The organism is Paenibacillus sp. OK076 (assembly GCF_900110055.1).
GTDB lineage: Bacteria > Bacillota > Bacilli > Paenibacillales > Paenibacillaceae > Paenibacillus.
This window is the reverse complement of the sequence record NZ_FOCH01000001.1, coordinates 3,108,642-3,128,886: the sequence shown is the minus strand read 5'-3', so window position 1 is coordinate 3,128,886 and position 20,245 is coordinate 3,108,642. Positions and strand designations below refer to the sequence as shown.

The following is a 20,245-nucleotide window of genomic DNA, read 5'->3' as shown; positions in this document are numbered from 1 at the left end:
AGTCGGCATAGACCGGTTGCCTCTTTGTTTAGCTACGACACTCTATTCGAATTTGGAAGGAGGCACGTTGTAAAATTTTTTAAATGCCTTGGAGAAGGTGAAGGGATCGGGATAGCCCAGAAATCCGGCAATTTGCTGGATCGTATATTTTTTCTCATACAGATAGTCACGTGCCCGGTTCATCTTGATTTGATTGATGTACTGTCCCGGCGTAATACCCAAAATTTTCTTGAACAATGAAATAAAATATTTCTCAGAGACACCTGCAATGGCCGCAAGCTCGTTAACTCGGATGACACGATGCAGATTCGCATCCACGTATGGGAATACGTTCTGCAGAACCTCCAGACTTCCTTCCGTTTTCCTCGGTTTTCGGTCTTTTAGAAATTCACCGTTATATAGACCATGCCCGTGAAGCTCCAGAATTTTGGCAATCACCAGTAGTAGAGAAGCCTTCAAGTAGAGTGGACTTCCGGCAGCGCCGCTGTTCTGCTTGAACCTTCGATAGGACGAGGTGAACAGCGTTGATTCCTCCCGAATAAGGTTGCCTGGTACGATGCCCGGCAGTTGAAACTCGCCCAGAATTCGCTTTTGCTCAGCAATGCTGAAATCAAAGTGCATGTATATGAATCGGCACTCTTCAGTCGTGGAAGCAAGATAGGGCATATCTGGATAAAAAAATACAACGTCACCCGGGTCAGCTATATGTTCGATCCCGTCAATGATAATCTTGATGGAGCCTGCTGTAATGAACCACAGATCATAATCGGAATGTGACTTGTGCTCAACCCAATGGCTGTCATGAGTTTGTTCCAAATAAGAGCTCATGCGAAGTGTGATATATTCCGAAAGTTCATCGATTATACTCATATTTACAGTCCCTGTATGCATTGGATTCAATTCAATCCTCTCCACTTTATGACATACTTCGATTTATAACTAATATAAACAAGGCTTTATCTCTTGTTATTCATCGTACCATATGACATGTATTGAAAACTATCACACATTCCGATTTCAGGCCACTCCCCTATAATGAACTTATATCGTGAAGAGGAGGGGTTCGTAATGAATGGTACAAACATACAGCACCCAAAGGTCGTCGTAATTGGAGCAGGCAGCCTGTTTTTCGGTCGTCAATCCATCTGGCAGATGGTTCACTCAACATACTTGAACCAGGGAACTTTGGCCTTAGTGGATACGGACGAGGAACGGCTCTCGAAAATGGTAACACTGGCAGAGATGGTCGCCCGGGAGAACAACGTATCCTTAAAGATTGAGGGCTCGGTGGACCGAAGACAAGTGCTGCCGGGAGCTGACTTCGTTGTGCTTAGCTTTGCAGAGCAATCGGTCAAATACCGGGGAATTGACTGCCAAGTCTCTCTAAAGTACGGCATTCGCATGTGTTCCGGCGATACCATTGGACCGGGTGGAATCTTTCGCGCGATGAGGGAACTGCCAGTTATTATGGAATGCGCCAAAGATATTGAGGAGCTGTGTCCTGATGCCTGGGTGATTAATTATATTAACCCGTCTACCGTTCATGGCATCGCGTTACATCGCTATGCGCCGAAGCTCAAATCGTTTGCGCTGTGCGATAGTCATCATATGCCGCATAAGAAAGCCTATTATGCTGTAAGAGCCGGAATCATCGAAAAGACAGATGAGTTCACCCGTGAGATTGACCGGAAATTCGATTTCCGCATCGCTGGTGTCAATCATTTTACTTGGCTGCTTAAAGCGGAATTCGAAGGAAAAAATGTGATGCCCCTAATCGCGGAAGCTATGCGCAAAATGGCAGGTGATGAGAACAACGGCGGTGATCGCGGCGCAAAAGCTATTTTTAACGATGCGATTACCTATGAACTGTATGATATTTTTGGAATTATCCCCACGTGCACGGCGCATACGAAGGAATACGTTCGGTATTGGCAAGGTCTCGGCAAGTCTACAGACACGATTCCGCCATTATCCATCTGGGAGACAGAGGACAGGTATCAGCGTCACGACGAAATGTGGAGTCAGGTCGATGACTTTCTTACGGGAACTATCCCGATTGCCGATTATATGAGCACTTTTGGCCCGGATCATGCGACGGATATCATTGAGAACATGGTAGGAAATTTGGGGAAGAAATTTTTTATCAATACGCTTAATCAAGGCGCGGTAACCAATATGAATGCCGATTCATTCCTGGAAGTGCTGTGCGACGTGGGCATGGATGGGGTAAAGCCAGTTCATGTAGGCGAGATGCCGCGCGGTGTAAGAGGTATGCAAGAACTTGTACTGGATACACATGAGCTGACGGTTGAAGCAGTTCTGGAACAGAGCTACGAGAAGCTGAGAAGGGCGATGCTCACCGATCCACTCGTGAATTCCATCAGTGACGCGGACAAAATCATTCATGAATTGCTGGAACTGGAGCGTGATATGATTCCTGACGTGTGGTACAAGGACAGACTGCAGTATAGCTAATAGATAGATAACGATATAAGACCACGTAGTTTCCTTCAGAAGGATTAACGTGGTCTTTGGTTTTATTATGAAATCCTATTTCATTTAAAAGATAAAGAAGAATAAAAAAAGCATATTGTATCAGCGATTTATAACCATTGGATAATAATTACATTGACATGTGCGGCTTTTTCTAAAATAATAAACGTAATTGAATACTGGTACCTTTAATTCAGTCCAGAGAGGCTGGCAAGGGCAGCGGATTTTATAATCACGCGGGAATCAGGGCATATCCCCTCAGGGATGCTCTGCGTCTTCGCGCGGATTATGATGCAAAAAGAGGCTACTTGTCAGTACGTAACTTGACGAGTAGCCTCTTTTTTCTGCTTTTTTTGGTATCAGATACACTTTAAGCTGGAGGTATTCTGATGAGTAAACAAGATCAAGAGTTTTCATGGCAAGAGGTGCCAAAATCGCAGAGAAACCAATTTTGGAAGACGTTGTCCGTCATGCTGGGTTTCACCTTCTTCTCGGCAAGCATGCTGGCAGGGGGGACGCTTGGAGTCAGCTTGACGTTCATCGAGTTCATTGGCATCGTGCTGGCCGGCAATCTGGTGCTCGGCATCTATACAGGAGCACTGGCGCATATCGCTGCCAAGACGGGCCTTTCCACACATTTACTTGCTAAATATGCGTTTGGTGCGAAAGGATCGTACCTGCCATCGTTCCTGCTGGGCTTTACACAGGTCGGATGGTTCGGGGTAGGCGTGGCCATGTTCGCAATTCCGGTTGCCAAAGCGATGGATTGGAACGTGTATCTGCTGATCTTTCTGTTTGGTCTTGCTATGACGGCATCAGCCATCTTCGGTATGAAGTCGCTTGTTATCTTGGGTTATATTGCGGTTCCGGCAATTGCTATTCTCGGCGGTTACTCCATGTTCGAAGGGGCAGGATCGCTGGGAGGTTTGCAAGGGTTGCTTGATTACACGCCGACAGAGACACTCACCGCGGCAGCAGCATTAACCATTTGTATCGGATCATTCATTAGTGGCGGAACGCTGACGCCCGATTTTGCCCGGTTTTCCCAGACGTCCAAGCAGGCGGTTACCGCAACGGTGATTGCCTTCTTCCTGGGTAACTCGCTAATGTTCCTGTTCGGGGCAGTTGGTGCAATGGCTTATAACCTGGCTGATATCTCGGAGGTTATGTTCCTGCAAGGCTTGCTCATTCCCGCAATCATCGTTCTTGGACTCAATATCTGGACAACCAACGATAATGCCTTGTACGCCTCCGGATTAGGTTTTGCCAACATCACTAAAATTTCGAAAAAGTTCTTCGTCATCGTAAACGGTATTGTGGGTACTGTATTTGCCATGTGGATGTACAACAATTTCGTCAGCTTCCTGAATGTGCTGGGTGCAGCGGTACCATCCATTGGGGCGATCATCATCGCGGACTACTTCTTCGTGAAGCGCAGAAACTATAAACCGTTTGCCGAGATGAGTTTCAAAACGGTAAACTGGGTAGCGATGGTGGCTTGGGCCATCGGCGTTGCGTTTGCCCAGCTGGCTCCAGGAGTAACACCACTGAATGCACTGCTCGGTACGGCGGTGGCCTACATCGTGTTGATGCTGATCGTTCCTAACAAAGAATCCAACCTAGAAAAGGGGAAAATAAATGATTATAACGAACGCAAAATTGCGGGGTAAAGAAGGTCTATGGAATATCGTCGTGAAGGACGGGAAGTTCGAACAAATTACGCGTGAGCAGCAGGCTACTGCAAATGAGGAAGTACTTGACGTCAACGGTTCACTTGTACTGCCGCCGTTCATTGAGCCTCACATCCATCTGGATACAACGTTAACGGCTGGCGAGCCGGAGTGGAATTTGAGCGGAACGCTGTTTGAAGGCATTCAGCGCTGGTCGGAACGCAAAGCATTCTTGACGCATGAAGATGTTAAAACCCGCTCCAAAACAGCACTGAAATGGCAGTTGGCGCAAGGAATCCAACATGTGCGGACACATGTGGACGTTACAGATCCAAGCTTGACGGCAGTCAAAGCGATGCTTGAGGTAAAAGAAGAGATGGCACCCTACATCGACATCCAGCTTGTGGCTTTCCCGCAGGAAGGTATTCATTCCTACCCGAACGGTGCAGAACTGCTGGAAGAGTCACTGAAAATGGGCGTTGACGTGGTCGGCGGCATTCCGCACTTCGAATTCACAAGAGAATACGGCGTGGATTCGATGAAGGTTGCCTTTGACCTTGCTGAAAAATACGACCGTCTAATCGACATCCATTGCGACGAGATCGATGACGAGCAATCCCGCTTTGTGGAAGTCGTCGCGAAGGAAGCCTACGAACGAGGACTGGGCTCTCGCACAACGGCAAGTCACACGACGGCGATGGGGTCTTATAATGACGCATATACGTACAAATTGTTCAGATTGCTGAAGATGGCTGACCTCAATTTCGTTTCCAATCCGTTGGTCAACATTCACCTGCAAGGACGCTTCGACACGTATCCAAAAAGAAGAGGTCTGACTCGCGTCAAAGAGCTGCAGGAAGCTGGTCTTAACGTGTGTTTTGGTCATGATGACATTTTTGATCCATGGTATCCGCTAGGAACGGGCAACATGCTCCAAGTACTGCACATGGGTATTCATGCTTCGCAGTTGCTGGGCTATGATCAAATCGTGAATTCAGTTGATCTCATTACGAAAAACAGCGCAAGAACGTTGCACATCGAGGATGTATACGGCATTGAAGAAGGGAAACCTGCCAACTTCATCGTTCTTGAAGCAGAGAACGAATACGAGGCTGTTCGCAAGCAGGCTGGTGTACTCTACTCGTACAGAGGTGGACGCAAAATCGCGGAAACAAAACCGCGAGATATGTCCATCATTTTGGAGAGCGGCACAGAGAAGGTTACTTTCAATAAATAATGAAGAAAATATAACCCATTAAAAGTCGCTATTTTAGCGGCTTTTTTAGTTTAGAAGATGAGGTGTAATTAGAGGGAAATCAAATGGAGGACATGATACAAACTGGGATGGCTTCGAATCTAAAGTACTGGAGTTCGTAACATAGTTATAGTTGAAATTTTGGAAAGATTTAACGTATATTTAGGATTGATCTTTATGCTATAGACAGAGGTGATTGATTGAGCACATCAAAAAAGCGCATCCAATTAATTGATGGACTGCGCGGATTCAGTCTGGCCGGTATCGTGTTGGCGAATATGCTGGCTTTCCAATACGGAATGTTCGGCCAGAGTAAACCCCAACTATTCGGGATCGGTGGTGTAGACCAGGCATTTCTCTCGTTTCTGCAGATTATTGTGGTAGGTAGTTTTATGGCGATCTTTGCCTTCATGTTCGGCTTCGGTATGATCAAACTGTCAGAAAGCCTTCAATCGCGAGATTTACGACCAAAGTGTCATCTTGCCCGGCGTTTTCTACTACTGTTTGGTATCGGATTGCTGCACATAACCTATCTTTGGGAAGGGGACATTTTATCGTTTTACGGTGTACTCGGTTTCTTTCTGCTGATGTTCCTGAATCGAAAGCCAAAAACGCTGCTCATTTGGGCGGTACTGCTACTTGTCGGAGCAGGGCTGCTAGGTTTGCCGGCATCCAATCCAATGAATCCGCTATCTATTGAATCCACTCATATGAAGAACTACATCATTCAAAGTCAGGATGTATACGGTAATGGCAACTACGAGGAGATCAGGGATTTCAGCAATAACGGCGATCCATTCGGTGGGGATTTGGATGTGTCATTTGCCTTGTTGGCCCTGGTATTAGCCCCGCTAATGACGGTACCGATGTTTTTGCTTGGTATGCACGCTGCAAGAATGGGCACGTTTAGCGATCCTCAGGCAATGAGGCATATGTATTTACGTCGTGCCTCGTTCTTGATTCCAGTTGGTTTGATACTCAAAGCATACGGTGTGTTGGCGCCACAATTTGGTGCGGAAGGATGGCCCGGAATCGGAATCGGCGGGACACTCGGGGGAATGTTGCTTGCACTCGGATACATTTACGCATTTGCAATGTTATACGCAGGAAGTCGCCGTTATAGCCTGATGCGCAGGTTTGAGGCGGTCGGCCGTCTCTCACTGACGAATTACCTGATGCAGAGTGTCATCTGTACGACTATTTTTTATGGTTACGGTCTAGGTCTGTTTGGGCGTGCTGGTGTAATCATTGGAGCAGTTATTGCACTTGCTGTCTATGGTACTCAATTATGGCTCAGTCCGTTATATCTTAAGAAATTTAGCAGTGGGCCAGTCGAGTATCTCCTTCGAATCTGGACATATCTATCTTGGAAAGGACAGCCAAGAAAGAAGAAAAGATCGAACACGAATTTGCAAGATAGTGCTCCTAGAGTGCACTGAGCATAAAACGTTGCTACAAATACACAAAGAGGGCCTTTCTGTTAAAAGAAGGGTACCTTTGTGCCGCAGCAATCATCGACCAAAGCATGAACCCTAAAGTATGTCTCAACAACGCTCTAAAAGGCGATACATCCCGATATAGTGTCTCAGGTTCCTTAGATTTCTGACATCTTGACCACACGTGAACCTCACATTTTGCCCATTCAGAATGTAGCGAGTCTAATACATAAGCTAACTATTATAGTGCGGGCAGCGTTAAGGTATACGAAATGAAAGATGCAGCGTATACATCCGACTGTTTCCACTCGGACTTGAAAGGATCGTTATTGTGCTAAAAATAATTAATTTTCTTCTATTATTGCTGATCATTTGGGTAGCAATCCTATATCCTTTTCGTTTTGCTTGGTTTGAAGGCTTAAAACAGATTCCTGAAGATCTTCATGGTGTTTATTTACTTTTCTTGTTCTTTGGATATCTTATATGTTCATCTGGTATGGGACTTTTAGTTGGAAAGATGTGTTTTAAACGAAAAGAACAGTAAACCATTTGAGGGCATCTTTTGTATTCAGCTAGGAGGGCAATGGTTGTAACATAGTGAGCTCATGCCCGACTAGCTGAAGTTAAAGGGAGGGGCAGAGGTCCTTTTGGCAGTTGCCTCTCCAATTCGGAAAACTTGAAAAGCTCGACAATGCTCCTTCTAACAAATGCTGATCTTCTTGTACTGCATTTTTGAAACGAGGTTCCTTACAATGCAGCTTTGACAGCATTTTTTAATTTGGATACGCCTGCCTGTAATTGAACATCTGACAAATGTGCAAATGATAAATAGATACCATACTTCGTACCGTCAGACGTTGAACTGCTGACCTCTGAGTATATAACCCCTTCCGATCTAGCCGCTGAACGAAAGACTTCATAAGTGGATGCATCACCTCGCCACCAGCCAAACACGTGCAGACCGGCTTCATTTTCCACCCAGTCAAACCATGTTGAGAGTTGTTGGTTCAAAAGTTTGAGTAACAGATGAAATTTGCGGCTGTACAAACGATTCATCCTACGCAGATGACGCTCATATTGGCCGCTTGTCATAAATGCAGCTAATGCGCGCTGCTCGATCAGATTGACGGGTCTAGGCTCGTATAATGCCTGTGCTTTTCGAAAGGTGTCTGCCAAAGTGGGGGGAAGAACCACATAGCCAAGCCTTACTTCTAAAGGCAAGGTTTTGGTGAAGCTGCCCAGGTAGATTACGCGCCCCGCTTTATCCAGTGTTTTTAGCGGTTCAACATGCATTCCACGATATCGGAATTCACTATCATAATCATCCTCGACAATCATGGCATCCTGACGATGTGCCCAGTCCAGCAAGGTTTGTCTGCGTTCAAGGCTGAGCATCTCGCCAGTAGGAAATTGTCGTGACGGCGTCACAAACAACATACGTGCTTCCCAGTTTTGAGGAACAACGCCTTGACCATCGAGATTGGCTTCAATCAACTTTGCACCCGCAGCCACAATGGCTTTAGAAATCCCGATGTAACAAGGACTTTCCGTCACTACATGATCCCCGGGATCTGCAAGTAATTGAGTGAGTAGAGCTATAGCTTGCATAGAACCGGCAGTCACTGCAATATGATCTGCATCGACTTGAATCCCCCGCATTCTCCGAAGGTAGGCCGCAATGGCTTCTCTCAATTTCGGATCTCCGGTTGAACTAACTAGAGCAGAGGTTGTTTTCGTGTGATGCTCGCGATTTCGGATCTCTGCATACAATCGATTGTTCCATTCATCGTAAGGGAATTTGGATAAATCAGGCTGGTATTTGCTAAAGTCAATCACGTCGTCGCTTTCTTTTCTGGAATCACTTGCTTGTGCATTGGTTTGTGAATTCCTTTGAGTGGTCTGCTGTTCAAACTGCTGAATACGATTCCCCCAGGCTGATAAGTGATGGGTGCATGCTTTCTCGGTGGACGCATCATTGCTTAAATCCAACTGATAAGCAACAAAGGTTCCTCTCCCATGCTCGGAATGAATATAACCTTGAGCAGTCAACGTATCATACACCTGATTCACTGTTCCGCGGGAAATGTGATACGTCGCAGCTAACTCTCGTGTAGATGGTAACTTCTCGCCATGCACCAGGTTACCTTCTTGAATAGCATCACGAATTGCTTGATAAAGAGCCTTCATCTTGGTATATTTTCGGTTCAAATATGAAGTGTAAGCTACATGAAATTGCATATGCCCTCCAGAGGTTATTTGATAAGTGGTACAATAAAAACCGAAATTATTGGATCTTTTTAGTTGTCCATTATCATTTTATACTAAATCATAGGTTGAAGTGAAACAATAAAGTTAAATAGGAGGAATACAATCATGCAAACAGGTACAGATCGTGTAAAAAGAGGAATGGCTGAGATGCAAAAAGGCGGCGTCATCATGGACGTCATGAATGCAGAGCAAGCTAAAATCGCTGAAGCGGCGGGTGCAACGGCTGTTATGGCTCTTGAACGGGTTCCCTCCGATATTCGCGCAGCTGGCGGTGTAGCTCGCATGGCAGATCCAACCATCGTGGAAGAGGTTATGAAGGTTGTTTCTATTCCGGTTATGGCCAAGGCGCGGATCGGTCATTACATAGAGGCCAAGGTGCTTGAATCCCTAGGTGTGGATTACCTCGATGAAAGTGAAGTTCTTACGCCTGCAGACGAAGTGTTCCACATCGATAAACAGGAGTTCACTGTACCCTTTGTATGTGGAGCCAAAGATTTGGGAGAAGCACTGCGTCGTATTGGCGAAGGCGCATCGATGATTCGTACCAAAGGTGAACCTGGAACGGGCAACATCGTTGAGGCAGTTCGTCATATGCGTCTGATTAACAGCCAGATCCGCAAAGTGAAAAACATGTCCAAGGACGAGTTATACGCTGAAGCAAAAAATCTGGGCGTAGCTTATGAATTACTGCGCGATGTTCATGAAAATGGAAAACTTCCTGTCGTTAACTTTGCAGCAGGCGGTGTAGCCACTCCGGCAGACGCAGCACTAATGATGCATCTGGGCGCAGACGGTGTGTTTGTAGGGTCCGGTATTTTCAAATCAGATAACCCTGAGAAATTCGCTCGTGCAATCGTTGAAGCTACAACACATTACACGGATTACAAATTGATTGCTGAAGTATCCAAAAACTTGGGCGCTCCAATGAAAGGCATTGAAATTTCTAAATTGTCTCCAGAGGAGCGCATGTCCAACCGCGGTTGGTAAGTGTGAATAGAACAGCGGATGTAAAGTAGTGTTATGATGCTGCACAGCGCTGTAGATGAGCATTGAGCTTGAGAAGCAGAAATAAGTGCTCGAAACTATTGAACAGCTAGACCGTTAATCTGAAAAGGTTAACGGTTTTTTTGTGCATTTTAGGGTCTGAATCATGCGTTTCATCTCAATTAAGCCCTTAAACCTGTGATAAAATAGTATATTTGAGAGTGAAATTCAGCGTCGATGTCAATGAAAGGCGGATGTTCAAACATGTTCAATGTTGCAATCTGTGATGACGAGGAGAACCAAAGAGAACTTGTGAAAACGATGCTTATCTCCTTATCTCTAAAAACGAATATTGATTTTCAGATTACATTATTTGCATCAGGTGAGCAGCTCGTCTCACATTATAAAAACGTTGGGGACACGTTTCATATCCTCATCATGGATGTGGAGATGAGCGGAATGAACGGAATCCAGACAGCCAAAGAAATCAGGAAGATGAAGTATCTGGACGTGCAAATCATGTTTCTGACCAGCTATCCCGAGTATATGGTGGAGAGCTTTGATGTGGTTACTTTTCAATATCTGATCAAACCAATCCTGCCGCAGATCTTCGAGGAGAAAATGATCAAGCTGTGCCAATATTTCAAAGCGTTGGACAAAAAGTATGTACTGATTAAGTCAGACTATGAAGAGTTTCTGTTGAAATACGATGATATTCTCTGGATTGAGGTCATGAAGAGTTTGACGATCAAGAACAAATTAAAATTTGTGACTCAGGATAATGCGTATGAAAGCAAAGGCATCCTATCCGGTTACGCTGCAGCTTTGAAAGATCATGGTTTCTTGCAAATTCATCGATCGATTATCATCAACCTGCTGCATGTTCAGAAGTTTGCCGGTACCCAGGTCGTTATGTTAAATGGAACAGAATTGCCCATAGGCCGCTCCAAAGTCAAGGAAGTCAAGGATGCTTATACCAAATATATGATCATGAGGATTCAGTGATATGGATATGTATGTAAACTTGTCTGTCTTCGTCGTTCCTTTACTTATGGCATTCCAGGTGAATTTTTATTTCAATTCCGTGCTGGGCAAGTCCAGACGAAAGCCATACAGAGTAATTTATTTCATTATATTTATTGTACTGGGATATTTCTATTGGGTATCATCATTTTCACCTGTCGTATCGTCCGCTTTTGCTTTGTTACTCATCTTCAGCCTGGCACAATCCTATGAGGTAGAATTCATCATAAAACTGGCTTTTACCATCCTCTATGCTGTACTGCTCACAACGGTAAATTACATTGCCGTATATATTATGAGTGCGATCGATTCTACGGATTATAGTATATGGGATCATTTCAACGTGGATTATCATTGGGTGTTCTCCAAAGTAGTATTGCTTGGTTGCAGTATTATGTTCATTGTTATTCAGATTGTGCGTTTGATTGCCAAACGGAGAAGTTTCGCTATGCATTATCGTTATTATCTCTTGTTTCTGATCGTTCCCACCATTACGATCTATCAGATCAATGTAGCCTCGACTTATAGTGAAAAAAACATATACTATGTCGTTTCCGTGCTGGGCTCCCTTTTTCTTAATGTGTTCATTGTTTATGTATTCGATAATATGGTGGAAAAGGTTCAGCTCGCGAATGAAAATGCTCAATTACAGCGTCAGATGGATTACCAGGATGCCAACTATGAGAAAACAGTGCACAGTTTCAAAAATGTAAAAAACATCATCCATGATATCAATCAGCAGTTCCTGTACATTGAGGAGTGTATTAAGCAAAACAAGCTTGATGCGGCAGGCGATCATATTAAACTCACGCTGAATAAGATTGAAGGAGCGTACCAACGGGTAAATTCCGGCAATCTTGTTATTGATGCTCTTGTTACGAATACGATTGCATTGGGGCAGGCCAACGGGATCAAAATCGACACCCGTATTCAACTTCATTCACAACATATCCATATTGACCGTTATGATCTGTGTGTTGTGCTCGGCAATATGTTGGATAATGCCATCGAAGCTTCCAAGAAAGTCAGACATGCCGAAGACCGATACATCCTGGTCGCAATTCACTCCACGGCGTCTGCACTTGTAATCCAGATTCTGAATCAGGTGGAGCAGAAAGTGACTCACCTCAAGAGTGAGAAGCCCAACCCGGAGTATCATGGGATCGGCCTAACCAACATTTCGAGAATGTGCGAAAAGTATGGTGGACATATGAGTATTGAGAATCAACATCGGACGTTTAATAACATGGTCGTGCTTCCTTTTGACATGAGCAGTCACTGAACATACCGTTCGGGGATTGTTTTTTTCCATTCAGGGTTCGTTATCGCTCTATATGCTTCGTCCCCGATATGATGAATGCAATCATATGCACAGTATCATAAGGGAGGAAGTTATTATTATGAAGAAACTAATCAGTATGTTATGTACGGCTGTACTTGTTGTCATGCCGATGACAGATGTCAGGGCAGAGGGAAACAAGATGGGAGCGATTGAGGATCAGGCTGGGCGACTTGCCACAGAGATGGTGCAGAATTATGGTGTCACAGGTATGCAGTATGCGATCATGGATGAAGGGAAGATCATTTTGTCCGGCAGTGTTGGATTCCAGGATAAGGCATCCCAGAAACCAGTCGACAAGGATACCATGTTTGGAATAGGCTCGGTTAGCAAAATGGTTGTCACGGCTGCCACCATGATGTTGGTGGATTCCGGTAAAGTGGATCTGGATCAGCCCCTCACTTCGTATATTAAAGATTTTGAAATGGCGGATGACCGATATACGCAAATAACGCCACGCATGCTTATGAACCATTCTTCCGGGCTCTATGGTACCCATTATGGAAACAGTATGTTATTTGACGATAATGATACCCGCAATCATGATGAATTACTGCTCAAACTAAAGTCAGAAAAATTAAAATCAAACCCTGGAGCTTATTCCGTATACTGTAATGATGGCTTTCAGTTGCTTGAGATACTGGTTGAACGGGTGAGTGGATTAAGCTACAGCGAATTTATTGCCAAGTTCATCAGCAATCCGTTACAGCTGCATGCAACCAAGACACCACTTGATTCTTTTGATAGAAAACAATTATCTGAAACCTATTGGCCTACGATTAAAACGAAACTGCCTGTTGAAAATGCCAATATCATTGGTACAGGTGGAATCTACTCGACCGCAGAAGAATTAAGTCGATTCGCTGAAGTATTGATAGGAAACAAACCGGATATTCTGTCCAAAACCTCAGTAGAGTCCATGCAAAATCATGAATATCGTCGAGGAATATGGGTGTCAGAAGAGCGAAATACCTTCAACTATGGTCTTGGATGGGATGCAGTAGCACTTGCACCGTTCAGCGATTATGGCATTACCGCACTTACCAAAGGTGGAGACACCATGTTGTATCATGCCTCGTTAATCACTATACCGGAACATGATATATCGATGGCGGTTCTTTCTTCGGGCGGGTCTTCTGTCTATAATCAGCTGTTTGCCACTAAAGTTCTGCTGGAGGTTCTTGAGGAACAAGGCATCATCGACGAGATAGAGCCTGATGAGACATTCTCACCACCTGTCAAAACGAAGATGCCTTCGGAATTGACGGCGTATTCCGGCTTCTACGGTACGGTAGGTTCAACCCTTGATATAGAGATTAAGAATGGCGAACTCTCACTTCCGGCTATGCAGGGAGGACTTATCCCGGAGCAGAATTACGTGTACACGGGTGAAGGGGAGTTTACGAGTAACGACGGAAGCGTGAAGATCAGCTTCGAGAAAGAAAGCAATGACAAGGTATATCTTAAAGTTCAGGCGCATATCACGCTGCCCGGATTAGGCCAAACCGTGATGAACACATATGATTATCAAAAATTGGAAAATAATTCGCTGGATACAGCATCGAAAGAGAGATGGAAGGCTAGAAACGGTTCGAAATATTATGCGTTGGATGAAAAGATAACGTCGATCTTCTATCTGCTCCCAACGATGCTGATCAAAAACCTGTCCGTAGATGTGGAAAGCGGATATGCGAATGGTACCCGAGTTGTTGATCCGGATAATGCAGAGAATGTCGTTCAGATTCCTGTTATGAACGGAAGAGATGCATTCGATCTGCATTTCCGCACGAAGAACGAAGCGGAGTACTTAACTCAGGATGGACAGGAGTATATTGCGGAGGAGGCCATTACACCAATCTTTGGTGGCAAAACAGGCATCACCACCATCCCGTCAAACGGTCAAGCTCGGTGGTATGCCATCGATTCCCGCTCGGCGAACAAAACGTTAACGGTGGATACTCCGGAGAGCGGAGGTTATGCCGTATATAACGCTGAAGGTGAAGTGGTTCAATTTTCGAAAGCAACGAATCAAGAATCAACGGTGCTTCCCAAAGGTGGTTTTATCGTCTTTGGTGGTGAAGCGGGAGATGTCTTCAAGATTCAACTAAAATGATTGCATAAGGAAAAAGGATTCCATTTGAAAATATCGGGTTCTGAGCGTAGGTTGCTCGTGATCCGATATTTTTCTTTTTTTATACGCCCAAACACAACCAGATTCTCCTTCATAGGCTATATGGAATCAGCCTAATTTGTTATTGGAAAATACATGTTTTCATGACTAAGGAGTTGGATAAATACGTGATTTCAAAAGTGAAGCTTACAGGGCGAGTGGTGTTTAAAGGTGACCCTGGTTATGAAGTGGCTCGGAAGAACTGGGACCCGCATACGGACAGATTCCCTAAAGTGTTTGTGTTCGCTCAAAAAACACAGGATGTAGCCAATGCGATAAGATGGGCGCGCCAAAATAAGGTGCCTATTCGTCCGAGAAGTGGGAGGCACGCATTAGAGTCCAACCTTTCACAAGTCAATGGTGGTATAGTCATCGACGTTAGCGAAATGAAGAGAATCAAGTTAAACAAAAAAAGCGGAACGGCCGTCGTTGAGACAGGTAATCGGGTAGGAAGAATCGTGGATACGTTGGCTCGACAAGGATATATGTCCCCATTTGGTGACAGTCCAACGGTTGGAATTGGTGGAATAACACCTGGTGGCGGAATTGGTCCACTGCAAAGAACAACGGGTCTCATCTGTGATAATCTAATCGAGCTCGAAATGGTTGACGCTAAAGGGCGGATTATTCGGGCGAACAAAAAGCAAAATTCCGATCTTCTCTGGGCTACACGTGGCGGCGGAGGCGGTAACTTCGGTGTATACACTAAATATAAATTCAAGGTGCGGCGCTCTCCAGCCAAAGCTACTGTATTTAGTATCACATGGCCATGGGATCAGTTCGAAAAAGTCGTGAAGAAATGGCAAGTATGGGCACCTAAAGCCAGTACCAAGCTGGGAAGTGAATTAAGTGTTGGTCCCAAAAAAGGCGGAAATGTTAGCATGCTTGGGGTATACCTCGGTTCAAAGAGTGAAGCCCTCCGTCAGTTGGAACCCATTCTTAGCGTAGGAACACCTACCAAAAAAAGCATTCTGTACCTGCCATACAGGGCAGCCACGAAGTTTTTGCTGGCCCCGGATCCTGTGCTCACCCAAAAATACAGCAACCAGTTTTCCAGTGGCTTCGGCAGACGCCCGTTCCCGGATAAAGCCTTCAAAGTCATGCGTGAGTTTCTGGAAAATGCAGAGGGAGGTACACCAGCCGGTTTCTATTTCCTTAACTGGGGTGGTGCTGTAAGTCGAGTTGCTCCTCAAGCCACTGCGTTTTACTGGCGAAAAGCTGAATTTTATGTGGAATGGAACAGCTCATGGGTGAAGCCATCGCATGCAGCTAAAAATATTGCTTTGACTCGGAACACGAGAACGAAATTGCAGCCTTATATTGTAGGGTCCTACATTAACGTACCAGACCAAGGTATTAAAAATCCAGGGCCGACCTATTATGGCAAGAACTACGCCAGATTAAGAAAAGTAAAAGCGAAATACGATCCGAAAAATGTATTTAATAACCCGCAAAGTATTCCACCAGCTAGATTAAAATAGGGTGCGATTTCAAACCGTTAATTCTGAGAAGAGTTAACGGTTTTTTGACCTTTCTAATCGTTGTATTTACTATTGTTGTATTTATTATTTATTGTAGAGTAAGATGTAAAAAAATAATATTCATACTGAATCGGGGTTCAGGCAATGTATTTCAAGGGGGTAAAAGATGGATTACACTTCTTCAATTGAAGCGGCATTAAAGGCGGAGCGCCCTAAATATACCGCCATAGCGGCGGGGCGACGTCATACCATTGGTCTTAGATCGGACGGAATGGTAACGGCAGTGGGTGATCATAAAGTTGGCCAATGTAATGTAAGCAGCTGGCGCGATATTGTGGCGATAGCGGCTGGTAATGTTCATATGGCGACGAACACAGGTAATGCGCATACCATCGGCCTAACGTCTCACGGCACGGTAGTGGCGGTGGGTTGGAATAAACATGAGCAATGCGAGGTAAGCGATTGGCGCGATGTTGTAGCAATTGCTGCGGGGTGGCGTCGTACCGTCGGGCTGAAATCGGATGGCACGGTGATTGCTGTGGGACGAAATAATGAAGGCGAATGCGATGTAAGCAGCTGGCGTGATGTGGTTGCGGTAACCGCGGGAGATTGGCATACCGCCGGGCTTAAATCAGATGGTACTGTGACGATTGTGGGCAATAATCAATATGGCCAATGCAATGTAAGCGGTTGGAGCGACATCGTGGAGGTAGCGGCAGGGTATCTCCATACCGTAGGGCTTACATCGGGTGGCACTGTGGTTGCCGTGGGTGGAAATAAACATGGCCAATGCGAAGTAAGCAACTGGCGTGGTATTACGGCGATAGCGGCAGGCAGTAATCATACCATTGGCCTTCAATCGGACGGTACGGTGGTTGCCGTAGGATGGAATAAGTACGATCAATGCAATGTAGGTAACTGGAGTGACATTGTGGCGATAGCTGCGGGTTGTGCTCATACTCTTGGCGTTAAATCAGACGGCACGGTGGTGGCTGTGGGTGATAATGAATATGGTCAATGTGATGTAACCGGTTGGTGTGGTTAATTGCACCGGCTTTTTTTGTTTTATACGGATTTGCTGCTAGAAACGGCTGGTCTGGAGGGAATGGATGGTGGACAGGCAGTTAAAATTTCACAATGGAATGTGATTAACGATAAGTTGCAACTTTTTATTATGATAATAGTTATCATTCTCATTTACGTCATTCGACATTTGCTGTATACTGACAATGACTATGATACATAATGGCCAAAGTGAAAAAGGAAAGGGAGAGATTTTAAATGTTTTTATCCGTAAAAAAAGGAGCAATTCTATGTATAATGACTGCACTTGTTCTTGTGCTTGCAGCTTGCTCCAGTAATAATGGCAGCAGCAAAGCTGCAAACACTAGCTCACAGGAAGCAGTGGCGGATAGCGCTACGAATGCTTCAACAGATGAGCAAAAAACGAATGCGGATGCTACAGGCGCAGCTCAAACAACATACCCAATCGTTGTTTCAAACTATACAACTGAAAACGGCACCTGGGTGGCAAAGGAACAAACCTTCGATAAGGCACCTGATCGAGTGGTTGCCAACACACAAGGTGCAGCGGAGTTATTAATTCGTCTTGGTTTAACTGACAAGATTGTTGGCGTAGCAGCGCTGTTTGGCAATGTACCTGAGGATATTGCTGAAGATTTCAAAAAAATTCCTGTGCTATCTGAAGGTTATGTAGGTAAAGAAGTAACCATAGGTGCTTCACCTGATCTGGTTATGGGGCGCGGGGGATTGTTTGAAGATGCAGATTGGGGCGTTGGCACTGTAAACAGTCTGAATGAGATGAATATCAAAACCTTTGTACAAAGTACCAGTGTTACTGATGCAAAATTAGATAATCTATACAAGGATATCACTGAGCTAGGTGAAATATTTAACGTACAAGCGAATGCAGCAGCATATATCGATCAGCTCAAAGCACGCGAGAAAGCATTAGCGGCTCGAGCAAGCGCTGAAACGATCAACTATGCATCTTTTTTTGATAATGGTGATGGAACCATTGGAGTGTATAACGGATATGGAGATACATTTATTGAAAGTGCCATGTCATTAATCAATATGCATAATATGCTGATTAACGAAGAAGGCACGCTCAGTTTGGAGAAGCTAATCGAGATCAATCCAGATGCCATGATTATTTCGAAATATGCTGGCGGTATTGATCCGGAACAAACGATTGAAAAGCTGCGAGCCAACAAGCAATTGCAAAGTATTAACGCGATTAAAAACAAGAAAATTTACGTTATTGATTTCAATAACTTCTGGGGTTACGGGGATTCTATCTTCACAGGAATTGAAGCACTCGCAGATGATCTGAACTTGTAAGGGCAGTTGTTGCTTGCTTGATCACCATGCATGCAATTAATATCATGTTTATTTTAACGGCAGAACAGTAATTTACTGGGCTGTCGTTTTCTTTTTAATAGGATCAAAGCATTGAAACAGGAAAAGCCCTTCCTCTTCATATTGGGGAAGAGAAGGGCTTGGCCGCATTCATGATTATGCTAGATGTTTATTTTAGCAGAGGATCCCGATCATAGCGTTTCATCTTTCATATCGGCCACTTTTATCACGGGATAGGTTTGAACTGCATGGTCCAACGTTTGTTTTTCCATCAGTTTGCCATCCAAGATAACGGCGGAGATGCTTGACGTATTTCGAATATCCTCTAACGGATTTTTATCAAGAATTACGAGATCAGCAAGTTTTCCTTTTTCTACGGTGCCCAGTTCCTGCTCTCTTTCCAAATATCGTGCCGGATTCAACGTTGCTGACTGCAAGGCCTGAAGTGGGGTGAGGCCGCTTTTAACTAGCCATTCAAGTTCATCATGCAAGGAAATGCCGTATATAAAGTTAGTCATTTCGTAACTGGAATCGGTGCCTGCAAGCATAGGCACACCGGCATCATTTAATTTTTTGACCATGCCCGGTGTTAGGGAATTGATGGCCTCCATTAATTCCGTTTGTTCCGGAGGGGTGGCGCGAATCACTTCGGCCCATTGCTTCTGCACGGCCGTAGGTACGTATTTGGACCGCGGATCGATTTCGGTTTTGGCCATATTCAAATAGGTAACCATGGTCGGTACAGGCCAGACAGCTTTTTCTTTGAATTTGCGGAAGAGCTTGCTGGCCTTGACGGAGTCATAGGCTTGGGAAGACTCGATCTCTGCCAGCGAATAACCAAGCAAATCACTCATGTCGGTATTTTTGAAAAGTTCGTCCTCGATGCTCGAAGTGGCAATAAATAAGCCATGTAGGTGTTCTATGCTCTTAAATCCTAGCTGAACTGCTTCGCTGGCCCGAACCTCTACCGGCAAATGACCGACAACTGGCAAACCGTACTTATTAGCCTCGTCCATGACCGCCAGAAACAGAGGACGCGGCAACCAAGAGTATACTTTGATATGATCCGCGCCTTTTGCCACATTCAGACGTACGGCTTCCCGTGCTTGTTCCTCTGTGCTCAAGTAGAACATGTGCGGAGCCTCGTCAGCCGGACCTCCATTTAGAGTCGAACCCGCATAGACAAGACGTGGGGCAGGCATTCCCGCTTGAATACTCGTTTTCCAAATATCGACGTTCTTTAAAGCCGCCCCCATCTCCCGTACTCCGGTCACTCCATTAGCCAGAAAGAGAGGGAAAGCATTTTTATAGTTATCTTCCAGATGGACATGCATGTCCCACAAACCAGGAATGACGTATTGGCCCTTAGCATCACGTACCTGTGCGTAATCGGGGATGGCCGTTTGACTGCTGTTTCCAATGTGACTAATCTTGTTATCTTTGATGACAATGGTCTGATCGCTGGTTAACTTTCCGGACCTTACGTCTACAATCGTCGCATGTTCAAGTGCTAACGTCAGCCTTGTCGCAGGTTCAATGCTTGCATAACCGGTACCTGTACCGCATGCTAACACAATCCATAATGCCATGAACCCAACTATGTACTTCTTGAAGCTGCCTAATTCTCTCGTTAAACTCATTGTTGTCCTCCTCATAGATATGAATAATATCAATCGATATAACTTCATTGTAGAGTGTGAATCCTGATTTTTTATTAATTCATTCTTACAAAAAGCTTACAGTT

Annotated in this window: 14 protein-coding genes; 11 read left to right on the top strand and 3 right to left on the bottom strand. The window is 44.8% G+C overall.

The window, feature by feature from the left end; translation table 11 throughout:
- Positions 1–42: 42 nt before the first annotated feature.
- The gene (locus BMY78_RS13725) at positions 43–891 is read right to left on the bottom strand and encodes a helix-turn-helix transcriptional regulator (protein ID WP_090902434.1); all 849 of its coding nucleotides are present in this window, start codon (positions 889–891) and stop codon (positions 43–45) included.
- 177 nt (positions 892–1,068) lie between these two features.
- Between BMY78_RS13725 and BMY78_RS13720 the strand changes: the two genes are divergently transcribed.
- From BMY78_RS13720 to BMY78_RS13705, 4 genes are all read left to right on the top strand, one after another.
- Positions 1,069–2,475 (top strand): family 4 glycosyl hydrolase, encoded by a 1,407-nt coding sequence (locus BMY78_RS13720; protein ID WP_090899435.1) that lies wholly within the window; start codon positions 1,069–1,071, stop codon positions 2,473–2,475.
- A 407-nt stretch (positions 2,476–2,882) separates the two neighbouring features.
- Positions 2,883–4,163, top strand: a complete 1,281-nt coding sequence (gene codB, locus BMY78_RS13715) for a cytosine permease (RefSeq protein WP_090899432.1) — start codon at positions 2,883–2,885, stop codon at positions 4,161–4,163.
- Positions 4,132–5,400, top strand: coding sequence for a cytosine deaminase (locus BMY78_RS13710; protein ID WP_090899429.1), 1,269 nt, complete (start codon positions 4,132–4,134; stop codon positions 5,398–5,400). The genes codB and BMY78_RS13710 overlap by 32 nt, the downstream gene beginning before the upstream one ends.
- A gap of 218 nt (positions 5,401–5,618) precedes the next feature.
- Positions 5,619–6,857, top strand: a complete 1,239-nt coding sequence (locus tag BMY78_RS13705) for a DUF418 domain-containing protein (RefSeq protein WP_090899427.1) — start codon at positions 5,619–5,621, stop codon at positions 6,855–6,857.
- A gap of 744 nt (positions 6,858–7,601) precedes the next feature.
- On the opposite strand, the gene BMY78_RS13700 is transcribed toward BMY78_RS13705, so the two are convergent.
- On the bottom strand, positions 7,602–9,092 hold the full coding sequence (locus BMY78_RS13700) for a MocR-like pyridoxine biosynthesis transcription factor PdxR (RefSeq protein ID WP_090899426.1): 1,491 nt from the start codon (positions 9,090–9,092) through the stop codon (positions 7,602–7,604).
- A 132-nt stretch (positions 9,093–9,224) separates the two neighbouring features.
- On the opposite strand from BMY78_RS13700, the gene pdxS reads away from it, so the two are divergent.
- The 7 genes from pdxS to BMY78_RS13660 all read left to right on the top strand — a co-directional run bounded on the left by pdxS (position 9,225) and on the right by BMY78_RS13660 (position 18,483).
- Complete coding sequence (pdxS, locus tag BMY78_RS13695; protein ID WP_218152282.1) at positions 9,225–10,109, top strand: pyridoxal 5'-phosphate synthase lyase subunit PdxS; 885 nt, start codon at positions 9,225–9,227, stop codon at positions 10,107–10,109.
- Positions 10,110–10,370: 261 nt separating this feature from the next.
- Positions 10,371–11,111 (top strand): LytR/AlgR family response regulator transcription factor, encoded by a 741-nt coding sequence (locus tag BMY78_RS13690; RefSeq protein WP_090899420.1) that lies wholly within the window; start codon positions 10,371–10,373, stop codon positions 11,109–11,111.
- Position 11,112: 1 nt separating this feature from the next.
- Positions 11,113–12,411, top strand: a complete 1,299-nt coding sequence (locus BMY78_RS13685; RefSeq protein ID WP_090899417.1) for a GHKL domain-containing protein — start codon at positions 11,113–11,115, stop codon at positions 12,409–12,411.
- 118 nt (positions 12,412–12,529) lie between these two features.
- The gene (locus BMY78_RS13680) at positions 12,530–14,581 is read left to right on the top strand and encodes a serine hydrolase domain-containing protein (RefSeq protein WP_090899412.1); all 2,052 of its coding nucleotides are present in this window, start codon (positions 12,530–12,532) and stop codon (positions 14,579–14,581) included.
- Positions 14,582–14,766: 185 nt separating this feature from the next.
- Positions 14,767–16,119: an FAD-binding oxidoreductase gene (locus tag BMY78_RS13675; protein WP_090899409.1), complete on the top strand. Its 1,353-nt coding sequence runs from the start codon at positions 14,767–14,769 to the stop codon at positions 16,117–16,119.
- Positions 16,120–16,285: 166 nt separating this feature from the next.
- On the top strand, positions 16,286–17,164 hold the full coding sequence (locus BMY78_RS13670; protein WP_090899407.1) for an RCC1 domain-containing protein: 879 nt from the start codon (positions 16,286–16,288) through the stop codon (positions 17,162–17,164).
- Between the two features lie 236 nt (positions 17,165–17,400).
- The gene (locus BMY78_RS13660; protein ID WP_090899402.1) at positions 17,401–18,483 is read left to right on the top strand and encodes an ABC transporter substrate-binding protein; all 1,083 of its coding nucleotides are present in this window, start codon (positions 17,401–17,403) and stop codon (positions 18,481–18,483) included.
- 209 nt (positions 18,484–18,692) lie between these two features.
- Here BMY78_RS13660 and BMY78_RS13655 read toward each other — a convergent pair whose 3' ends face one another.
- Positions 18,693–20,141: an amidohydrolase family protein gene (locus tag BMY78_RS13655; RefSeq protein ID WP_177185736.1), complete on the bottom strand. Its 1,449-nt coding sequence runs from the start codon at positions 20,139–20,141 to the stop codon at positions 18,693–18,695.
- Between the last annotated feature and the right edge of the window lie 104 nt (positions 20,142–20,245).